General features: G+C 68.6%; 19 protein-coding genes and 1 pseudogene. 7 read left to right on the forward strand and 13 right to left on the reverse strand.

Features of this window, described 5'->3' with window-relative positions:
- Window positions 1-294 precede the first annotated feature (294 nt).
- Both Pflav_RS45000 and Pflav_RS06950 read left to right on the forward strand, forming a co-directional pair.
- On the forward strand, window positions 295-2,004 hold the full coding sequence (locus tag Pflav_RS45000; RefSeq protein WP_232071041.1) for a tetratricopeptide repeat protein: 1,710 nt from the start codon (window positions 295-297) through the stop codon (window positions 2,002-2,004).
- A gap of 1,504 nt (window positions 2,005-3,508) precedes the next feature.
- Window positions 3,509-4,156, forward strand: coding sequence for an MFS transporter (locus Pflav_RS06950; protein WP_173034616.1), 648 nt, complete (start codon window positions 3,509-3,511; stop codon window positions 4,154-4,156).
- A gap of 267 nt (window positions 4,157-4,423) precedes the next feature.
- Here Pflav_RS06950 and Pflav_RS06955 read toward each other — a convergent pair whose 3' ends face one another.
- Both Pflav_RS06955 and Pflav_RS06960 read right to left on the reverse strand, forming a co-directional pair.
- Window positions 4,424-4,927, reverse strand: a complete 504-nt coding sequence (locus tag Pflav_RS06955) for a hypothetical protein (RefSeq protein WP_173034618.1) — start codon at window positions 4,925-4,927, stop codon at window positions 4,424-4,426.
- A gap of 454 nt (window positions 4,928-5,381) precedes the next feature.
- Window positions 5,382-5,849 carry a VOC family protein gene (locus Pflav_RS06960; protein WP_173034620.1) on the reverse strand — a complete coding sequence of 156 codons (468 nt, stop codon included), beginning with the start codon at window positions 5,847-5,849 and terminating at the stop codon, window positions 5,382-5,384.
- A 95-nt stretch (window positions 5,850-5,944) separates the two neighbouring features.
- On the opposite strand from Pflav_RS06960, the gene Pflav_RS06965 reads away from it, so the two are divergent.
- Both Pflav_RS06965 and Pflav_RS06970 read left to right on the forward strand, forming a co-directional pair.
- Complete coding sequence (locus Pflav_RS06965) at window positions 5,945-6,937, forward strand: helix-turn-helix transcriptional regulator (RefSeq protein ID WP_173034622.1); 993 nt, start codon at window positions 5,945-5,947, stop codon at window positions 6,935-6,937.
- A gap of 484 nt (window positions 6,938-7,421) precedes the next feature.
- Entirely contained in the window at window positions 7,422-7,697 is a 276-nt protein-coding gene (locus Pflav_RS06970) for a hypothetical protein (RefSeq protein WP_173034624.1), read from the forward strand.
- Between the two features lie 548 nt (window positions 7,698-8,245).
- On the opposite strand, the gene Pflav_RS06975 is transcribed toward Pflav_RS06970, so the two are convergent.
- Complete coding sequence (locus Pflav_RS06975) at window positions 8,246-8,686, reverse strand: hypothetical protein (RefSeq protein ID WP_173034626.1); 441 nt, start codon at window positions 8,684-8,686, stop codon at window positions 8,246-8,248.
- 377 nt (window positions 8,687-9,063) lie between these two features.
- Here Pflav_RS06975 and Pflav_RS06980 point away from each other — a divergent pair, with 377 nt between their 5' ends.
- Window positions 9,064-9,444: a hypothetical protein gene (locus Pflav_RS06980; RefSeq protein WP_173034628.1), complete on the forward strand. Its 381-nt coding sequence runs from the start codon at window positions 9,064-9,066 to the stop codon at window positions 9,442-9,444.
- Window positions 9,445-9,723: 279 nt separating this feature from the next.
- On the opposite strand, the gene Pflav_RS06985 is transcribed toward Pflav_RS06980, so the two are convergent.
- The 6 genes and pseudogenes from Pflav_RS06985 to Pflav_RS07010 form a co-directional block, all read right to left on the reverse strand.
- Entirely contained in the window at window positions 9,724-10,302 is a 579-nt protein-coding gene (locus tag Pflav_RS06985) for a dihydrofolate reductase family protein (protein ID WP_173034630.1), read from the reverse strand.
- A gap of 665 nt (window positions 10,303-10,967) precedes the next feature.
- Window positions 10,968-11,144, reverse strand: a pseudogene (locus Pflav_RS06990) (helix-turn-helix domain-containing protein); the annotation flags it as partial.
- Between the two features lie 47 nt (window positions 11,145-11,191).
- A complete protein-coding gene (locus Pflav_RS06995) occupies window positions 11,192-12,472 on the reverse strand; it encodes an NYN domain-containing protein (protein ID WP_173034632.1) in 1,281 nt (426 codons plus the stop codon).
- 59 nt (window positions 12,473-12,531) lie between these two features.
- Window positions 12,532-13,059 carry a hypothetical protein gene (locus tag Pflav_RS07000; RefSeq protein WP_173034634.1) on the reverse strand — a complete coding sequence of 176 codons (528 nt, stop codon included), beginning with the start codon at window positions 13,057-13,059 and terminating at the stop codon, window positions 12,532-12,534.
- A gap of 269 nt (window positions 13,060-13,328) precedes the next feature.
- The gene (locus Pflav_RS07005) at window positions 13,329-13,634 is read right to left on the reverse strand and encodes a DUF5990 family protein (protein ID WP_173034636.1); all 306 of its coding nucleotides are present in this window, start codon (window positions 13,632-13,634) and stop codon (window positions 13,329-13,331) included.
- Between the two features lie 192 nt (window positions 13,635-13,826).
- Window positions 13,827-15,245, reverse strand: a complete 1,419-nt coding sequence (locus Pflav_RS07010) for a xylulokinase (protein WP_173034638.1) — start codon at window positions 15,243-15,245, stop codon at window positions 13,827-13,829.
- A gap of 59 nt (window positions 15,246-15,304) precedes the next feature.
- Between Pflav_RS07010 and Pflav_RS07015 the strand changes: the two genes are divergently transcribed.
- Entirely contained in the window at window positions 15,305-15,655 is a 351-nt protein-coding gene (locus Pflav_RS07015; RefSeq protein WP_173034640.1) for a hypothetical protein, read from the forward strand.
- 411 nt (window positions 15,656-16,066) lie between these two features.
- Window positions 16,067-17,392, forward strand: coding sequence for an RICIN domain-containing protein (locus tag Pflav_RS07020; protein WP_173034642.1), 1,326 nt, complete (start codon window positions 16,067-16,069; stop codon window positions 17,390-17,392).
- A gap of 70 nt (window positions 17,393-17,462) precedes the next feature.
- Here Pflav_RS07020 and Pflav_RS07025 read toward each other — a convergent pair whose 3' ends face one another.
- The 4 genes from Pflav_RS07025 to Pflav_RS07040 form a co-directional block, all read right to left on the reverse strand.
- A complete protein-coding gene (locus tag Pflav_RS07025) occupies window positions 17,463-17,795 on the reverse strand; it encodes a YnfA family protein (RefSeq protein WP_173034644.1) in 333 nt (110 codons plus the stop codon).
- 63 nt (window positions 17,796-17,858) lie between these two features.
- Window positions 17,859-18,182: a hypothetical protein gene (locus Pflav_RS07030; protein ID WP_173034646.1), complete on the reverse strand. Its 324-nt coding sequence runs from the start codon at window positions 18,180-18,182 to the stop codon at window positions 17,859-17,861.
- A complete protein-coding gene (locus Pflav_RS07035; protein WP_173034648.1) occupies window positions 18,179-18,622 on the reverse strand; it encodes a MerR family transcriptional regulator in 444 nt (147 codons plus the stop codon). The genes Pflav_RS07030 and Pflav_RS07035 overlap by 4 nt, the downstream gene beginning before the upstream one ends.
- Window positions 18,623-18,632: 10 nt before the next feature.
- Window positions 18,633-18,971, reverse strand: a complete 339-nt coding sequence (locus tag Pflav_RS07040) for a hypothetical protein (protein ID WP_173034650.1) — start codon at window positions 18,969-18,971, stop codon at window positions 18,633-18,635.
- Window positions 18,972-19,370 lie beyond the last annotated feature (399 nt).

Consider the following 19,370-nt stretch of genomic DNA (forward strand, 5'->3'; position numbering starts at 1 on the left):
GCGCGTTCTGCTGCGGGTGGTATTGGTGTGCGACGCTGTCGTCGTGCAGATCGTCGAGCACAGTGTTATCGGCACCCGCTCGAGTGTGCTGCGGCTGCGCCGGCCCGGCACCGAGTTGCAGTTCGTTGTTTTTCCCATGTTCCATGTGGCCAGCCCGCGGTTCTACGCGGAGGTGAGCGAGCGGCTGCGCCGCTGTGACCTCCTCGTGGTCGAGGGGTCTCCGGCCGCTCAGCGTTGGGCTGGGCCATCACGTCCACCTATCGGCTCATCCCGGCCAACAAGCGCTCTGGCCTGGTGGAGGACAACATTCCGTACGGTTCGCTGGGTGTGCCGGTGATCTACCCGGACGTGACCGCGGGCGAGTTCGCGCACGACTGGCGGAGGCTGCCGTGGCGCACTCGGCTCCTCATGTGGCTGGTTATGCCGATTGCGGCCGTGCTGCAGTTCTTCGGCGGCCGTCGAAGGCTGCTCGGCCCCGAGGTGGAGCTGACCGACCTGCCGACCGACCTCGACGACCACGAGCTGGTCGACCAACTCGACGGCGTGTTCGGCGGCGCGCGCGACGAGCGCGTGCTGGCGGCGCTGTCGCAGATCCACCGGGAGCGCGCGGCCGAGCGGATCGACGTGGCGGTCGTCTACGGCGCCGGGCACACGGCGGCGATCGTCCACGGCATGCTCAGGCTGCACGGGTACCGCCCACGCTCCGCGGAGTGGCTCACGGTCGTGACGCCTGCACCACGCCTGCCGCGGCCCGCGCCTGCACCGGAGCCCAAGCCGGCACCGGAGTCCAAACCGGCACCGGAGTCCAAACCGGCGCCGGAGCCCAGACCCGAACCGGTTGGACCCGAGGCGACGGGCGCCCGCTCGCAGCTCGTGCAGGTCGCCATGGCGCGCCGGATGGCGGCCGCGGAGCCGAACGCCTACCAGCCGAAGCTGGCCGCCGCACTGGACGCGCTGGCGCGCCGGCTGAGCGACCTGGGCCGCCGTGAGGAGGCCCTGCGCGCCGCCGACGAGGCCGTGGACGTCTACGAGGAGCTTGAGGAGCGCCACCCCGGCTCGTACCGCGCCGCGCTAGGGGTGGCGACCAGCAACTTCGCGGTACAGCTGGATCGCCTCGGCCGCCACAAGGACGCCCTAACCCTCGACGAGCAGGCGGTCGAGCTGCTGCGCGGGGCAAACCGCAACGACCCCGGCGCGCGAGCCGACAGCCTCGGCCACGCGCTGACCAACCTGGCCGTCAGCCTGTCCCAATTCAACCGTAACGACGAGGCACTGGCCGCCGCACGCGAGGCGGCCGAGCTGTACCGCGCGGCGGGCCGCCGGCCCGCCGCTTACAGCCGGGCACTGGTCATCCTGGCCGCACGGCTGGACAACGTCGGCGCATTCGACGAGGCGCTCGCCGCCGCCGCCCACTCCGCCGCCGCCGCCCGCAACGCGGCCCCGAAGGAGCATGCCGCAGCCCTGCGCACGACATCGGACCTCCTGTTGCGCCGCTTTGCCCGCGCCGAGGAAGCCCTCACCGCCGCCGAGGAAGCGCTGACCCTTGAACGCAGGACGGGCCCACCCGCCAGCGCTGAACTCGCGTGGTCACTGCGGTACGTGGCCAATGCCCTGCACGCCCTAGGCCGCTCGGCCGACGCCGTGGCAGCCGACGAGGAGGCGCTGCCCATCTGGCGCTCCCTCGCCGAACGTTACCCGCTCTCCCACGATGCCGACCTTGCCGCCGCACTGACCGCCCACGCCGAACACGCCGCCCCCTCCGCTGAGCCAACGGCGTCAACACTCCATCTCCGGCTGCTCACAGCAACGGCGGCTGCCAACGCGAGGACGCACGCTCATGCAGGCTGGTCCGACGAGGGCGGTGATGTCGCGGAGGCAGCCGTCGAAGACTTCGTTCATGGCCCGGCTCTCGGCGGCGATCCAGGCCCGGGATTCCGCCAGCTGTTCCTGGAGCGCATGTCCCCGGTCGGCCAACGCGGCGAGGCTGGCCGCGTCGTCACTTGACGAGACCGTGGAGTGGAGACATCTGCAGTACAAGACCCAGCGTTCGTGCGGCTGGCTTGGGCGACACCTTCGCGAGTTACTCCCTCGACACCTGTCCACCGGGTGAGGGAACGAGGAACCGTTGGTCACCGAAGACCTGGAACGGTGTTGCGTCCGTCGGCAACGACTGTTGGTGGTACGCCGATCTGGTCGGTGCTGTCCTTCACGAACCGCCGCAGGTCGTCATCTTCGATCCCGGTATCGGCGACTCCGCGCCGAGGTCGCGCAGCGGCTTGTCAGCTCAGCGGGCGTCCGCCGTGCACGCCGTACTTTGACCAGTGACGCTCCTACGCGCGATCCTCTCCGAGTTGTTCGAGGATGTCGGAGACGTCCAGGGCGAGGATGGGCTTGGCGATGTAGTAGGTGTCGGTGACGTCTTCGCTGGCGTGGCCGAGCTGGGCGGCGGCGCTCTTTCGGTCGGCCTCCTGGTCGATGAGCCCGCGCGGCGCGCTGCCCGCATGTCGAGTCTCAGGACGTGGGTGACAGATCAGTCTCGGGACGTGGGTGACACGTCCGGCTAGACGATCATGGCGTCGGATTGTAGGCGTGTCTCACGTGGTTGGGGAATTTGGCGCCGATCGGATTGCTCAGCTACTGCGGGGACAGACCGCATCGGGGGCAAACCGGGAGGGTGTTCCGGTACCTAATCCACAACCGCGTGATCCATGGGTTGGCGCCTTTGGGTGGCTCTGACGTCACGGGTGGTGTGGGGGCGGATTCCACGAGGTGTAGCAGCGTCCAAGCCAGTCCGAAGCAGTTGTCGTCTCCGAAGCAGGTCGTTAGGAGTCGGGCCTCGTCATCCTCGACGGGCTTGGTGATGGCGTGCAGCAGCCGTTCTCGCAGTTCGAGGTCGGCGTCAGCGCCCTCCGAGTCGTCCTGCTCCGAGGGCAGCGGGCCGTGCCGGCAGAACTCTGCAACTTCGTCCCTAATCGTCACGGCGTCTCCTGTCGGGCGGCTGTTCGCTCGCAGCATTATCTCCGAAGCGGGCGTGGTGGTTCGGGTTTGCGGACCTTGAATCGGGCGATCGGCAGGGTGGTGGTACGGCCGGTCTCGGTGAGCAGTTCGTCGCCGTCGTAGACGCGGAAGGTGTGGTCAGTGGACTCGACCGTGACTGTGTGGCCAGCGTGCATCATCCCGATGTGGATGCGTTGTCGGGCAACGGTGAGGGAACCGCGTCCGGCGCAGCTCACAGGTCGCCGCTTTCACCTCCGGTGAGGGTCTGTGCCGGTGAGGTCCGTGGACGGCTGGACCGGTTCGCCAACGGGTCAAGGGGTCGTCGGTTCAAATCCGGCCGTCCCGACAGCGGAAGGGTTCTCGCAGGTCAGCGACTTGCGGGTGCCCTTTTTTTCATAGCTCGGACTCGTGGTAGTAGGTCGAAAGTCCGTCTGTCTCCTCGCCCGGCGATAGACGTGGTTGATCTGGGGTGGGGCTCATCGTCGCTACCGATGTAGAAGCCTTCGGATTCGTGACGATCCTGACCTATTTCCCGGTCGCGCTCAGCGCCATCTGGGGGCTTAGCGCCGGCGCCTCCGGCCTCGTCATGCTGATCATGACGGCACCGGTGCTCTTCCTGCCGTCGCTGGGCGTACGCCTGATCGCCCGCAACCATCGCATCTCGCCCACGACCCTGGTCTACGTCGCTCTCGCTGGCATGTTCGCCGGAAACGCCTTCCTGCTGATCGTCTCCCCGTCGCTGCCGCTAGCTTGGCTCGTCCTGCCGCTGGTCCTGCTCGGCGTCTCGATGGGGCTACCGCTCGGATTCGTCGACGGTGAGGCGATGGGCGCGGTGCCGGCACATCTGAGCGGAACGGCCTCCGGTGTCTTCAACCTCCTGCGGCTGGGCGGTGAGACCGTCGCGGTCGGCGGTTACGCGGCGGTGCTCGGCGCGCTGGTGGCCGCACGTGTCGATGACCCGGACCTCGCCCACCGCGTGGCGTCGGGCGAGCCAGGCAACGCGGGCATCTATGCGTGCGTCTTCGGCCATGTCCAGCTGGCGATCCTCGCCATCAGCGCGGTTGGCACGATCGCCGTCGCTCTGCTCCATCGCACACGCGTCGGCGCTGACCGCGCATCCCAGGACCCAGGGACGCTTGCTTCCACCACCACCCGCTGACGCCCGCACCACGTTGCTGTCCCCGCCAGCCGTAGGCCCTACGAGCTCGCGGGTCTGAACCCGCCGCGCCCACACCAGCCGGATCATCCGGACGTCACCGAAGAGCTGAGGCGGCTCCTTGGCGGTTGGTCGCCCCGTCCGGCGATTCTGCAGGACCTTCACTGGTTACGCGGCACCGAGAGAGGGCATGTCCGTCAATGGGACATGCCCTCCGAGCTGGTGGGCGGTGGGACGACTGGCCCCATGCGGGGGCCAGTCGTCCTGGTGTCAGTCGGTGATCTCCAGGTAGCCCAGGAGCGGTTTCAACGTCTCCGGGTTGGACCCGCACGGGTTCACGTACTCGACGTAGACCTCGTAGCGACCGTTCGGAATCGTGTTGGCGATGGTATAGCGCTGGGTGTCCTTCATGACGGTATTGCTCGACACCGTGGGCTGCGGGTCGAGGAAGCCACTCGTCGGGCCCTCGAACGTGTATTTCACGATGGTGTTCGCGACCAGGTGGTTGCCGAACGCGGCGACGTACGGGTAGTAGCCGTTGCGGCTCACGTACACGGTGCCGCCTTGGTAGTAGTCGTAGCCGATCCAGTTGCCGGCGCTGGTGTCGACGCTCCCGGAGGTCGAGTGCGCTCGATACAGCCGGATGTTGTCGTCGATGCAGGCCGCCGCCTGGGCCGGTGCGGCCGAGAAGGTCACCACGCCGACGGTTGCGCACAGCATCGCGAACGCGCTGAGCGCTGCCGTGACCAGCCTAGGGGCTCGATCCACGATCATCAATTCTCCTCGTTGATCTGATCGGTGGTATCTAGCGGCTCCGGAGCACGACCGATGCTAGAAGGCCGGGTGTCGACGCCGACAGAACAATCGCAGTACTCAGGGCGCTGCCTCGGCGAGCGCGGTGCGGTCCGCGATGGACAGGCCGCGTGTGCGGGCCGCCGCCCGCAGGGCCTCGGCACGGCCAGGCCAGGGGGCGGGCGGGTGTTGAGGCTGAACGGTTCGCTGTCGCGGCCATCGATGACGAGGCGGCACACGATGCCGTAGGCGTCGCGGCGCATCAGGGTTGCCCGGTGTGCTTGGGTGCTGGACCGCTCATGATCTGCCGCAGCAGCGCGGTCACGGATGGTCACGGGGACGCGGTACGCATGGCTCCTTCTCGGGGCGGGGATCTGGCAACGGGACGAGGCCGCCGGTCTCGGTGCCGCCTCGTCCCGTCACTGGCGGGCGAAGATCAGGCGTTGACGTGCTGGGCGGGGACGTCGAGGATCCAGGTGATGCCGAAGCGGTCGGTCAGCATCCCAAAGGCCGCCGCCCACTGCGCCGGGCCGTATGCCTCGATCGTGGTGGCGCCGTCGGCCAGCCTCGCCCACAGCGCGCCGACCTCTTCGGCGGTCTCGCCGCGGACGGACAGGAAGAACGGGTCGCCGGTCAGTGTCATGCCGTGCTCGCGCCGCGTGGAGGGCGCTGGTGCGTTGCCGGGTCCGGTCTGGCCGGGCACGTCGTAGGCCATGACGCGGAAGCCGTCGCCCGAGACGACTTGGCCCCAGACGACCTTGCCGGCGTCGGGCAGTTCTCTCGGCATCCCGAAGTCGCCGTAGGTGATGACCGTGATCTCGCCGCCAAACACCGAGCGGTAGAACTCCAGCGCCTCCCGGGCGTTGCCCCGGAAGTTGAGGTGGGCGGTGGTGGTGATGCTCATCAAAACTCCTGGTGAGATTAGGACCTGCGTCAGCACCAAGGCTCGACGGCATAGGTGACAGGAAGTGGCACCTACTGCGGCTAGATTCAACCCTCATGCCGAAAACCTCCGCCCGGTTGCTGGCCCTGCTGTCGCTGCTGCAGACCCGCCGCGACTGGCCGGGCACGTTGCTGGCCGAGCGGCTCGACATCAGCCTGCGGACCGTGCGCCGCGACATCGACCGGCTGCGCGAGCTCGGCTATCCCATCGCCGCAGCCAAGGGTCCCGACGGCGGCTACCGGCTCGGCGCCGGCACCGAACTGCCCCCGCTGCTGTTCGACGACGAGCAGGCCGTCGCCCTCACCGTCGCGCTGCAGATCGCCACCACCACACTGGGCGACGGCACCGGCGACGCGGCAGCACGGGCGTTGACCACGATCCGGCAGGTCATGCCGTCCCGGCTCCGGCACCGCATCAACGCCCTCCAGATCACCGCCGTCGAACGGCCCACCACCCGACCAGCCGCCCCGATCGACGCCGCAGCGCTCCTGGCGATCAGCTCCGCCGTGCAAGCCCACGAGATCCTCCGCTTCGACTACGGCTCCGAGAGCACGGACAAGCCCCCGCGCCGCGTCGAGCCACACCACGTCATCACCTGGGACGGACGCTGGTACCTCGTCGCATGGGACCTCGACAGGTCGGACTGGCGCACCTTCCGCGCCGACCGGATCACCTTGCGCATCCCCAACGGACCCCGCTTCACCCCGAGACAGCTGCCCGGCTCAGACGTGACCGCCTTCGTCACCGGCCGGTTCCGCGGCGCAGACGAGGGCACCACCAGTTGGCCCTGCAAGGGCACCGCGATCCTCGACCTACCGGCCGCCACCGTCGCCCACTACAGCCGCGACGGGATCGTCGAGGAGCTCGGCCCGGACCGCTGCCGGCTCACGCTCGGCTCCTGGTCATGGCCCAGCCTCGCCGCCGCCATCGCCCGCTTCGACACCGAGATCACGGCCGTCCGCCCCGCGGAGCTGGTCGACGCCTTCGCTCACCTGGCCCGCCGATTCGCCAGGACCGCCGCCGGCCCCACCCCCGGCGGGACTTGTTGATCGGGTACTCGCTTAATGCCACGATCCGCGCGGTGCCGACTGAGAGAACAGGCTGACCTAGAACATCCCCGCGCCGAGGTGGGTACCTCGGTAAATCCGGCCCTGTCGGTGGGTCGGATCGCGTTGGTCGTTCGTGCGCTGTTGTGGCCGTGGCGGCAGCGGTAGCCGGGCCGGTGGTTGACCCAGTGGGCGTCCATGCGTCGGCGGCAGATGCAGCAGCGCAGCAGCCCGGTTGGACGATCATGTCTCGGTTGCTTACGTATCGTTGGGATCTTGGTCGGGTTGCTCAGCTACTGCGCAGGTTGTATCCGCTTCGGGCTCAAGCTGGGAACGTGTTCCGGTAGCGCTTCCACAACAGTCTGATCCACGGGTTGGCGCTCTCAGGTGGTTCTGATGTCACGGGCGGCGTGGGAGCGGATTCCACGAGGTGTAGCAGCGTCCAGGCCAGTCCGAAGCCTTTGTCGTCTCCGAAGCAGGTCGTCAGGTGTCGCGCCTCGTCGTCGTTGACGGGCGGCGTGATCGCGTGCAGGAGCCGTTCTCGCAGTTCGAGGTCGGCGTCAGCGTCCTGCGAGTCGTCCTGTTCCGAGGGCAGGGGGCCGTGTCGGCAGAAGTGTCGAACTTCGTCTCTAATCGTCACGGCTTCTCCTGTCGGGCGGCTGTTCGCTCGCAGCATTATCACAAAGCGGGCGTGGTGGTTCGGGTTGCCGACCTTGAATCGGGCGATCGGCAGGGTGGTGGTGCGTGCGACGTCGGTGAGTAGTTCGTTGCCGTCGTAGACGCGGAACGTGTGGTCAGCGGACCGACCGTGATCGTGCGACCGGCGTGCATCATCCCGGCGTGGATGCGTTGCCGGGCAACGGTGAGGGAACCGCGCGAGCTGATCCGCCGCTGGCCGCGGATGGGTTCCGGTGCCGGGGTCGGTGGTCCGGCGGGGCGGGCATCGCGGATGCGGGCCTGTTCGGCGGGGGTCAGCGGGTTGGGCAGGCTGCGCAGCAGGATGCCGTTCTCGATGAGCTGCAGCAGGCCGCCGTCGAGACGCACGGTCAGGCGTCGGCCGGCGAGGTGGTAGCTAGACGATGCCGGAGACTGCAACGACGACTAGCACGCCTTTGTGGACGGTGGTAGAGCAGGTGAGATCGCTTAGGTGAGTCGAGCCGGCATGGGGTGCGGTGCGGGGACTGATTTCCCGATGCCGCTGCCGAAGGTGCCGTACCGGTCTGCTGGTAACGGGCACTCTGCCGGGGAAGGGTTCCACCGACCTGCTCGGATAGGACAGAGAGACCGCGGCCTGCGGGCGGCTTGGTGACCTCATTCGCGGAAGCGGCAGTTAAGCCCGGCTTGCTGGTCGTACACCGCCGACCTGGCCGACCACACCGACTCGGCTCGCTGGTCGGTGGGCTCGCCGGTCGTAAGGGCGGCGCGTAGCTCTTGCAGCGCTGTGATGTAGTCGTTGACGGCGGCGCGCAGCTCTACGCCCTTGGCTGGCGGGAGGATGGCCAAGCCGGCCGCGAACTCTTGCCCGGCGGCCAGGGCGGCGTCCGCGGTCTCGACGGTGAGCTGCCGGGTCTGGTCGAGGGTGAGATGTGGGTCGTCCTCTGTCCACACGTCGAAGCTCGTCAGGACCTGGATGCATTCGTCCTCGGTCGGGGCCAGGGCGGCCGCTGCGGCGTCGGCCGCCGCAGCCCGCTCGGCGTCCTGGCGGATGTGACGGTAGCCGGCGATCACCGCGCCGACGGCGACAGCGGACACCAGCAGGAACGCGACAATAGGCGGCCACACCTTTCGGTGCGGGCCTTGCGGATCTGGCTTGCCGGTCTGTATCGGATTCGGATACTTGTCGGTGCTGGAGTACTGGTACGGATGCATGAGACCCCCGAGCGGCAGCGCGATCACCCTAGCGCCGGAGAGCTCGTGCTCGTCAGGCGGCGATGGTCGAGACGGCGGCCGCCAGGTGGAGGCGCCGCCGAAGCAGACGGCGGCGGGGGAGCTTGGCCGGCGCGGACACACTTGATCAGGTGCATGCTTTTGCCGCGATCCGGGCGCGGCGTGTGCTCTGCCGCCGATGCGCCGCGCATCGTAGGTCTTTCCTCGCCGGCATGATGGACGGCGTGACACCGACGAGAGGCATGACGATCAGCATCCGGACACGCCGTGACGTCGTTGATCTGGATCCGGATCGGTTCTTGGCCGCGGCCCGGCGGGCAGTGCGCGATCGCGACCCGGGTTTGACTGAGGCCGAGGTAGCCGATGCGGTGACCGACGTCTACGACGCCATCCACGCCTTGCTCGATCGGGATGGAAACCTTGCCGCCGACGCGATGGACGGTGAAGCAATCGGTGCCGGTGGACGACCGCCCGGCGTGCGAGTCACCGACCGACTGGACGGTCTGTCGCCCGCGGGTTGGCTGCAACACGTGGTACTCAACGAGCGGCCCCTACAGGACTACGGCTGTTTCCCTCCCGACGATCCCTTCGCTGTACCGGACATCCAGGACCGCTCGGAGTAGCTGTGCTGGCTTCCCCCGTCACCGAGATCGGGTGTGCGGATCTGCCGCGAACCGCGGGCTTGTCGATGCTGGTGGCGCTTAGTGGCTGGGCGGTGACCGGCGGGCGCACGCCAAATGAGAGTCCACACCCGAGAGCCCGTGGACAGCCGTGAATGAGAGCAACCCACCGGCCACCTCGACCCAGCCTGGCCGGGCTGAAGTTGTAGATCAATTTAGACAAGTAGCCGCCGAGAGCGTGTTGGCAGCCGGGCGAAGATCGCCACACTTCGTAGGACGTTGTCACCGAGGAGTGGGTCGGTAGATGAGTTCTTGGGTGTGCCCGTCGAGCGTCCGGCTCTCGAGCATCTCGAGGTCGAGGTCGCCCGCGCCTTTAAGGATCGGACTGGTGCCGGTCCGTCCGGAGATGACGGGGAAGATCGTCACCTGCAGGCGGTCGACAAGGCCGGCGGCCATCAGGGCCCAGTTCAGCGACAAGCTGGCCTGCGAACGTAGCGGTATGTCGGACTCCTCCTTTAGCCGCGTGACGATGTCGACGGCATCGCCGCTGACGATATTCGCGTCCGGCCAGCCGAGGGTGTCCGGCAGCGTGGACGAGATCACGGTCGTCGGCATCTGCATAGTCCTGAGGTTCCACTCGTCCAGCGCGTTGGGGTCGATGCCGGAGGACATGATCTGTGCGGTCTCCCGGAAGGTGGTGGCCCCGAAGACCATGCGCTGCTCGATGTCGAACAGGGCAGCGCGGTGCGCGAGCAGTTCAGGGCCCTGCTTGCTCCAATAGCCGCCCCAGTCGCCTGGCGCAGCGTATGAGCCGTAGCCGTCCAGGGTGGAGAAGACGTCCCAGGTGTAGACAGCGGTCATGTCGGTTCCCTTCTTACGTGGCAGTCACGGACGGGACCGGCCCCGAGCCGGGCTGCTCCCACCCTTACTACGAACAGTTGCCAGCCGATCCGACACCGCGCCAGGACTTTTCCGCATGCGAGACCGCAACTTGCCGCCGAGCCGGTCAGGGCAACGCACCCTCACGCCGCTGTGCATGCGCGCCGGCCCGGACGGCTACGGGACGAGGCTTCGCAGAGGAAGGTGGGTGCGCTGGTACTACTTGCTTCGGCGGTCAGCGCCTTGCAGGTGTGCGGGGGTGAGGTCGGTGATCAGGGCGTCGAGGCGGGCTTGCTCGTAGAGGCCGTCGATGACAACCCGGAGATGTCGTACTCGCGACGGACCCGGAAACGGATGAAGCGGCAGCCCAAGAGGTCATCCAGACGTACGTTAACGTCGATACGGAACTGGCCGACTCACGATCAAAACCGCGTCTGGCGGCCTTCAGACGCTCCGTACCACTCAAAATCGCTCCTTTTTGGAGCGAAAGCCGTCGGGGCTGGGTCGAAGCGAGGGTCTCCAAGTCGACGAGCATCTCTACGGATCCGCGGGTCCCGTCGTCGTGGCCGCCGTCGCCTCGTATCTCCACCAGCAGACCTGGTTGGATCGTCGCGGTCCATGCGTGGCCGCGTCGTTGATGTGCCGGTTCAGTCGTCGACGGCCTGTACTGCGGCGGCGATCGGCTGAAGCCCCGCGACCAGTTCGTCGAGCTCGTCCGCGCTGAGCACGTCGTACGCTGGCGCCGCCAGCTTGTCGGTGAGGTCCTCGATCCGCTGCCTGGTCTGCCGGCCGGCCTCGGTGAAGCCGCCGGCGGCGTTCACGAGGCCGCGGCCGCGCCTGTTGTACGCCTACGAGGAGTTCTCCCTATGGACTACGGGCTCGTCGCCGCTGTCGACTCTGCGCTTAGCCAGGCCCGCACCGTCGCGATCTCGTCGCTGGAGAACGCGATCTCTGCAGCTTCAGCTCGCGTGAGGACGTTGTCGACGAAAGCCGCGCGTATCTCTTCGGCCGTCGGCGGCGGTTGGCGGTGCAACGGGCACCCGCCGAACGACGTGCCTCGCGCGACGAACGCGACGGCGCCGCGGCTGACGGGCAGTCCCTGATCGCGAAGCTGGTCTCGAGACCAGCTGGTGCACTGGGTCAGGTTAAACCGGTGGGAATGGGCGTAGTCGGACAGCGTCTGGTAGATCGCGGGCCACCACGGCTGGGGCAACCGGGGCAGGTCGAGCTGGTCAACTAGGCGCTCGACGGGCTCTGGAAGCATGATGCGTTGCGGTGCTGCTGCGGCCGGCTCCCGAGCGAAGTGCCGGCTGTCGTCCCACAAGAAGTGTTGCGACATCCGAAGGTTCGGAAACTCCAGGCTTGCCACGGCCCGGGCGAAACTGCCGAAGCCGAACCAGTTGCTGTCGCTCACCGACTGACCGAGCTGGCTTCGCAGCCGGGAAGCGAGCGATGCCATGTTCAACGGCTCCGACGCCGCGTTGTACTCGCCGGTCACTACCGATCGAAACGCCTCGTACGCCTCGCGGTGGCCAGGAGCAGTGGTGTCAACGTCGACGACACGATCATCGAACTCGCTGTCGATCTCGTCATTGAGATCGACGGGTTCACCTTGAACCAGTGCTAGCAGCTGTTGGCTGTCAAGAACCTGGTCTGCGATCGCGGTGAAGGCCTCGGCCGCATCGGCCGGTGACACGATCATGGTTCGTCGGTCGGAGCGGCGCAGTCGTTGCAGCAACGGCGTCATGTCGGAGTCACCGGACGCGATGACGAACTCGTCGTACCGGGTATCAGCTGACAGAGCGTCAACGGCGTCGACGACGATCCTGATGTCGGCTGCGTTCTTCGTCCCGCTGTAGCGAGGGCAGTCGATCACGTCGAAACCGGCGCGGACGAACCAGGGCCGGAACTTCGAGAAGAACAACCGCGTCTGCTCTCCAGCCGTGTCCGTGTGGTACACCCACCCTGCGGGGTTGAGGTAGCAGCGCAGAAGCAGCCAGCGTCGCGGACCATCTGTCGTGGCCGTCGTCAACAACCGGCGCAGCCACGCTCCCGGATCGTTCGCAAACTGAACCGCCACGTCGGGATCCAGCTTGTAGAGCCCGCCGAATACGTTGTCGAAGTCGAGGTAGAGAGCGGCTCGGACACCCACCGGGGCAATCTAGCAATGGCGCCTCCGCGGACACGAGCCACGGGCGCCTCTGTGACGATCTATGGGGCGAGCAATGCCTGGGTCAGGACCGTGAGGTTGGATACGACCGGGCTCTGGGGGTCGGCTAGGTGTTTGCGTGGATCGCGTCCGCATTCGCAGCCGAGGCCGATGGCACCTGCCCGCTGGACCCGGCGCAGCCGCCCGACCGAACCGCTTACGGCGAGGCAAGAAGCAAGCGGCACGCCGAGCAGATAGGTCGCCCGTTCAGCGGTGTTCCCGGCATCGACTGCGGAAAGGTCGAGACCTTGCCGGGCTGCTACAGCATTGATGTGCGTGTCCAGCGTGTGCGTCCGGATAGCTGCCAACACCGCGTGCTCGGACAGGTCGCTGATCACCGCCACCTTGCGGTCAGTGGCAGCACAGGCGGCGAGAAGTCGGTCCAGGCTCCGCGCCGGCTTGGCGGTGATCGTCGCGTCCAGCTCCAGACCCGACACAAGCGCCGCTGCCTCAGCGGCATGGTCGGGTTCCCGCTCGGCGAGGTATGCCAGCGTCTGGTGGATCCCGAACACTGAAAGTGTGATCGGCACGGGGCGCGGCCGGTACTCACCGAGCGGGAGCACGAGAGCCCGGCTGACGGCCCTTGCCTCAACGCCGGAATTGCAGCAGCGGACGAGGCGCGAGCTACTAGCGTGTGCGCCGCCGAGTTCACGGTCGTGCCCGCCGATCGTGTCGTGCCGCTACCCGACGAGGCAGTCTCGATATCGGCGCCCCGCTCGGCAGGCCCGCGTTCACCGCCCCGCGCGCATCGTCGCCGAGGATGGGCCGCAGCCGTTCCGCTAGGCGCCGCACGGGAACGTCATGCTGTGGCCGGACAGCCCAGGCCCCGTCGCCGGCCGTCGCCAATGGTCAATACGCGTTCCACACGATGTCGGGGTGGCCGCACCCGCGCGGCTCGCGGCTCGCCCTTGCCATCGGTCAGCCCGAGCCGGCCGACGAGCAACCCGTCGCCGCCGTGCGCCGCACGCAGCAGTTCGGTCGACACGTCGCCGAACAGCATGGGCAGGTCCTGCGGGTCCGCATCGCTCGGGACCTGGACGCGGAACGCCTTCGGATTCACTGCCATCGCCACGTCTCCCGGACCGGCGCAGACCAACTCCAGCAAGAAGTGCACCATCCATGCCGTCCACAGTGGTGATGACGCATCCTGCTGGCTGGGCGGCGGTGGTGCATCCGGCGAACTACGAGCCGTATAGACAAAGGTTGACACGCCGCCCCTTCGCCGTTCCGTCTCGAATACCATGAGCCCTGCAGCAGGTCGACGCTCTGCGCGGCGGTGACGGCGGCGGACGTGCCGTCAGTCAGCGTGGTCGGGGACGTTTGCGCGGGCGACGGCGTACCGTTCGCGGACTGCCGGCACGGCGTCTGCGTCGTACACCTCGACCTGCCCGACCGTCCACGCCGGCGGCCGCTGCCCGCCGGACACTACCCAGGCCGCCTGGCGGGCGGCGCCGTCCGCGACGTATTCCCCCAGCGGTGGGGGGACGAGCACGGGGCAGCCGAAGACCGTAGGCGCGATCCGGCGCACCGCCTCCGAGCGGGCGCCGCCGCCGACCAGGATGACCCGGTTGACCGTCGTGCCCTGCGCGATCATCGCATCCAGCCCGTCGGCGAGTGAGCACAGAATGCCCTCCACCGCCGCGCGGGCCAGGTGCGCGGGGGTCGAGGTCCGCAGGGTCAGGCCGTGCGCGGCTCCGGTGGCGTACGGGCGGTTTGGTGTGCGCTCGCCCTCCAGGTAGGGCACCAGGGCCAGCCCGTCGGCGCCCGGTGGGGCGGACAGCGCCAGCGCGGACAGCTCCGCGTGGTCCACCCGCAGCAAGGTTGCTGCCGCGTCCAGCACCCGGGCGGCGTTGAGCGTGCACACCACTGGCAGGAAACGGCCGGTCGTATCGGCGAACCCGGCCACGATCCCGCTCGCGTCGGCGGCCGGCACATCAGAAACGGTGGACACTATGCCGGAGGTGCCGATCGACACGATGACGTCGCCCGACTCGGCGCCGACACCCAGCGCCGCCGCGGCGCAGTCGCCGGCGCCGGGGCCCAGCGGCGCGCCGGTGCGCAGGTGCCCGGCCCGGCCGGTGGGCCCGAGCACCTGCGGCAGCAGCAGGCCATCCCGACCGAACGCCAACCGGATCAGGTCCGAACGGTACTCACCGGTCGCGGCCGACCAGTACCCGGTCCCGCTGGCGTCGCTGCGGTCGGTGCGCAGAGCATCCAGCCCCGGCGCGCCGGCCAGACGCCAGGTCAGCCAGTCGTGCGGCAGACACACCGCAGCCGTACGGGCGGCGTTCTCAGGCTCGACCGAGGCCAGCCAGCGCAGCTTGCTGACGGTGAAGCTGGCCACCGGTACCAGGCCGACCGCCTCCGCCCAGGCTCGCTGCCCGGCCTCGCCGCCGCCGAGATCCGAGATCAGGTCGGCGGCGGCGCCGGCCGAGCGGGTGTCGTTCCACAGCAAGGCGTCCCGAACCACGGCGCCTTCCGTGTCCAGGCACACCATGCCTTGCTGCTGCCCGGCGACCGAGGCGGCCGCCACGTCGTCCAGACCGCCAGCCTGTGCGACCGCGTTGGACAGCGCGGCCTCCCAGGCGGCCGGCGGCACAGCGGTGCCGCGCGGGTGCGGTGCGCGGCCCTCGCGCACCAGCTTCCCGGTCTCGGCGTCGCGGATGACGACTTTGCACGACTGGGTCGACGAGTCGACCCCGGCGACGAGCGGCACCGTTCCTCCCGGGGTTGTCGGTTACGGGTCAGATGGCGTGGTTGGTAGGGGCGGATCAGGTGGGCGACGGCGAGCCGGACGAACCCGAAGCCCTCGGCGCCGACCGTGGCGGCGGCGAGATCCTCGAACGCGTCCCGGTCAACCAGCAGGTCCACGTACGTCTTCTTCAGGCGGATCTCATCCAGCACGTGATGGAAGCGGGCGCTGTGCTCATCGCGTGCGGTCGGGTCCGAGCCGAACCGGATCTGGTCGTCGTCATAAAGGTCACGGCGTACGCGCCGAGCATGGCCAGCTTGCGCACGGTCTCCACGATGCCGAGCGTCGGATGGGTCGGGTCACCGAAGAGATCCTTGGCCCGTCAGCCGACGGTCCACGGACCAAAGGTGAGAGGGTCATCGCGAGTCGGCTGAATCGACATGGTGGACCTCCGTCCGCCGATAGAGCCGGGCAACGCGCAAGATTTGTTCAATGGATGAATTATTTGACGGTGCCACGGCGTTGTCAACACTGTGACCCAGCCGGCCGGCGGGGTCGCCCAGACCCCTGACCTTGTGGCCTGGCCGGAGGCGACCAAACCCCGGGCCAGCTCGTCGGTGATTTCGGCTATCGCGTGGGCGGCCCCCGGGGCCCGAGCCGCCGCGGCTGATCATCCGCAGCGGCCGGGCCGGGAGGCCTCGGCTGGCGGCCCCGCGACGTCGAGTCCGCGATCGTGGAGATCGCCGAGGAGGCTGTTGCAGGACTAGGAATTCTGCCCGGTACGCCGGGGCGGCGTTCGTTCGAGCATGGTGTGGACAGCACATCCGACCTGCGAAGGAACGCAGATGAAGCGCATTGTTTCGTCCCTGGCGGCGCTCGGCACGACGCTGCTGGTGGCCGCCGGGGTCTTGCTGGGCGTGCCGGCGTCGCCGGCCGCCGCCGACGTCTTCGAGGCGGGGGAGGGCCAGCTCGGCAGACCGTCGTCCCTGCTGCTGGAGATCCGCCTGAGCTCCTCCGGCCAGCTACTCACCGTGCACGGCGACAGCACCGCCAGTGGGGCCATTGTCGATGTGCACCGTAAGGTCACCACCGCCGATGGGCTGGCGCAGCGTAACCAGTTGTGGCAGTTCCTGCCCGATGGCGGGCATGACCTCCTGTGGGGAGGTCCGGGCCGGCTACGCAACGTCAACTCCGGCAAGTGCCTCGACGTGGTCGCCGGCGGCACCGACACCGAGCGGTTCCAGCAGGTGGCCTGCGAGGCGGCTGCGCGCTGGCGGGCGAGTGAGACTGGCCCGGGCTCCAAGCGGTTCAGCCTGCGGGCGGCCGGCACCAACCGCTACCTCGGCATCAACGAGCCGTTCTGCGTCGCCCCGGACAACACCCGGCTGCGTAGCAAGTTCGAGACCGGCAACGACTGCGCCGACTGGACGATCGTGCAGATGGGCGGCGACGCCTTCTTCCTGGGCAACAGCTACAACGCCGGCCTGCGCATCGACAGCAACGACCCGGCCAACGGCTGGAACACCCCGGCCCGCCTGAAGCCGGCCAACGACCAGAGCCCGACCCAACGGTGGTACTTCCAGCGGGCCGGCAGCACGACGATCACGCGGCCGCCGGGCCTGATTGCGCCGCCGGGTATGTTTACCGAGCCGGACACGGCCTCGCTGTACCGGATTGTGAGCGTTCGCGGCAACGACTGGGAGCACGCCACGTGCCTGGGCACTCACGGCGACCAGCCGGCCGTCGGCGCCGTCGCCGACACCTGGGCCTGCGGCATCAACGGCGTCAACCAGCCCAACCAGCTGTGGATCATCGGCAACACGTTGATCCACGCATCCCTCCTCGACGGTTCCCAGACGGCGTATTCCGGGGTGACGTCGCTGAACCTGAAGCCTCGCGGCGCCGACTTCGTCATAATGAACGCCGCCATGCTGGCCCCCGACCGCACCACCAAGAGCTACCCGGTGCTCTCGGCTGCGGACACGTCCGCCCCGGTCGACGGGTCCTACCTGCGGATGCTGGAGCAGAACGCGCCTGGTGCGCTGCCGGGTTCCCAGACGTGGCAGCGTGTCCCGCTGCCCGCGCCGGCGCCCCCCAGCACGCCCGGCGGCGACGGCGGCTCGGGCCCGCGCTGCACCGGCTGGGCAATGTTCAAGTGCAAACCTAGGTGAGATCACCGATCATCGCCGTGCCGGGGCCGCGACCCAGCCGCCCCGGCATCTGGGCTCGGCTGCCGCCTCATCAGCCGCGTGGGGCGTACATGATGATCGCGACCCCGGCCAGGCATATCGCCGCGCCGATCAGGTCGTACCGGTCGGGGCGGAACTTGTCGACAACGATTCCCCAGGCCAGCGAGCCGGCCACGAAGATGCCGCCGTAGGCGGCCAGGATTCGGCCGAAGTGAGCGTCCGGCTGCAGGGTGGCGACGAAGCCGTAGAGGCCGAGGGCGACGACGCCCGCGCCGATCCACAGCAGCCCGCGGTGTTCCCGGACGCCTTGCCAGACCAGCCAGGCGCCGCCGATCTCCGCGACGGCGGCGAGCAGGAACAGGCCGATGGACCGGGCAAGTGTCATGGTCGTATGCCAGCACACCGGTGCCGGGCCTGATCAACGGGCTCGGCCGGCGCGGGTCGCGGGTCAGCAGGCACAGTTCCCGTCGGCGCAGCCGCCGCGCGCTGCGGCGGCGGATCCTGCGCTGCGGCGGCGGTGCAGCCACCACATGCCCAGCGCGGCGGTGGCCAGGACGGCCGCGATCGCGATCAGGGCGTTCCTCGCGATCGCGGCGCCGGCACCGGTCAGCACTCCGGCGGCGATCAGCAGCGGGAGGGTGCAGCACGCCGCGCAGGCCAGGGCGGCGAGCGCGCCGGTGACCTTGCTGCGGGCCGGTGGCGCGTTGTCCACCGCTGGTGGCGGGGCGTGCCGCGGGGTGAGTTCGACGGGTTGGGCGGTGGGTTGACTCACGGGCTTCCTTCGGTGAGGTGGCTGATGTCGATGAACGGGAACGGACAGTCGGCGCAGGTGCAGTTGGTCAGGCTGTCGCAGCGGGCCGCGACGACATCGGCCAAAGCTGCCCGCATTGCTGTCAGGTCCGCGATTTTCGCGTCGATCTCGGCTAGCTTGTCTGTCGCGCGTTGCCGCAGATCTGGTGTCGGGTGCCGGCGGCGGCTCGTCTCCAGCAGCTCGGCGACCTCGTCGAGGGTGAACCCGAGGCGCTGTGCGGTCTTGATGACGCCGAGCAGCGCGACCGTGTCTGCCGGATAGACGCGGTGCCCGCCGATTGTGCGGGCCGGTGCGGCGAGCAGGCCGCGACGTTCGTAGTAGCGCAGCGTCTGAATGTTGACGCCGGCCTGTTCGGCGACTTCGCCGGTCCGCAGCCCAGCCGAGCCGTCGGCGGTGGCCATCACGCGGCCCTCACGGCAGCGCCGGTGTCGCTGCACGCTGGGCTAGCGATCCGAGTACGTCCGTGTACTGGGCCGGCACGACAACGTCCAGCCACAGCGCCTCACCATTGCCGGCCGCCCCGGGCGTGATCGTGAAGGAGAAGAACGAGCAGCACTGCGTCTCCCGGGCGGTCAGATCCCGTACCGTCTCGGCCAATCCGGCGGGCCCGGTGAGCCACATCCGCACATGCTCGGCCGTAACCGGCTCGACGCGGCGCACCGCGGTCGCGAACAGCTCGTCGAACTCCGCCAGCCGCAGCGGCCGCTCGGCCGTCGGCAGCGTGCAAGCATCTGGCATCTCGAACGACATGACACACTCCTGGGCACCTCGGGTGGCGCCGGAAGCGGCGCCGTCTCCTCGACGGTAAGCCTGTACCCAGGTACCGAATGCAAGCCCGAGACCCCGTCACGCAACCAGATCCCACCGGACACCGGTCCACGTCCGCGCGCCCCGGGCTTGGCTACCGTCGCGACCGACGAACCGCCCAGCTGACCTGCGGATACTCTGGCCTGCACGAGGAAACGACCCGAGCAGGGTAGATTCCTGATCTAGCCGATACGAGACGAATACCACCGGTACGCCCAGAATCGCTGGGCATCATCCACAACACCGGCACGTGGTTCATCACCGCGGCCAATTCCGCACGCTGGGTATTGGTACCCCGGCGGTTCCGAATGGGCGCATAGCCTCGCGCCACCGGATTGCATA

Origin of the sequence: Phytohabitans flavus (genome assembly GCF_011764545.1) — a bacterium.
In the GTDB taxonomy this organism is placed as follows: domain Bacteria; phylum Actinomycetota; class Actinomycetes; order Mycobacteriales; family Micromonosporaceae; genus Phytohabitans; species Phytohabitans flavus.

Bases quoted from the DNA above. Each gene is read 5' to 3' on its own strand.
- Pflav_RS06955 (WP_173034618.1), bottom strand. From the start codon at position 4,927: ATGATCGTGGATCGAGCCCCTAGGCTGGTCACGGCAGCGCTCAGCGCG.
- Pflav_RS06960 (WP_173034620.1), bottom strand. From the start codon at position 5,849: ATGAGCATCACCACCACCGCCCACCTCAACTTCCGGGGCAACGCCCGG.
- Pflav_RS06965 (WP_173034622.1), top strand. From the start codon at position 5,945: ATGCCGAAAACCTCCGCCCGGTTGCTGGCCCTGCTGTCGCTGCTGCAG.
- Pflav_RS06980 (WP_173034628.1), top strand. From the start codon at position 9,064: ATGACGATCAGCATCCGGACACGCCGTGACGTCGTTGATCTGGATCCG.
- Pflav_RS06985 (WP_173034630.1), bottom strand. From the start codon at position 10,302: ATGACCGCTGTCTACACCTGGGACGTCTTCTCCACCCTGGACGGCTAC.
- Pflav_RS07020 (WP_173034642.1), top strand. From the start codon at position 16,067: ATGAAGCGCATTGTTTCGTCCCTGGCGGCGCTCGGCACGACGCTGCTG.
- Pflav_RS07025 (WP_173034644.1), bottom strand. From the start codon at position 17,795: ATGACACTTGCCCGGTCCATCGGCCTGTTCCTGCTCGCCGCCGTCGCG.
- Pflav_RS07035 (WP_173034648.1), bottom strand. From the start codon at position 18,622: ATGGCCACCGCCGACGGCTCGGCTGGGCTGCGGACCGGCGAAGTCGCC.
- Pflav_RS07040 (WP_173034650.1), bottom strand. From the start codon at position 18,971: ATGTCGTTCGAGATGCCAGATGCTTGCACGCTGCCGACGGCCGAGCGG.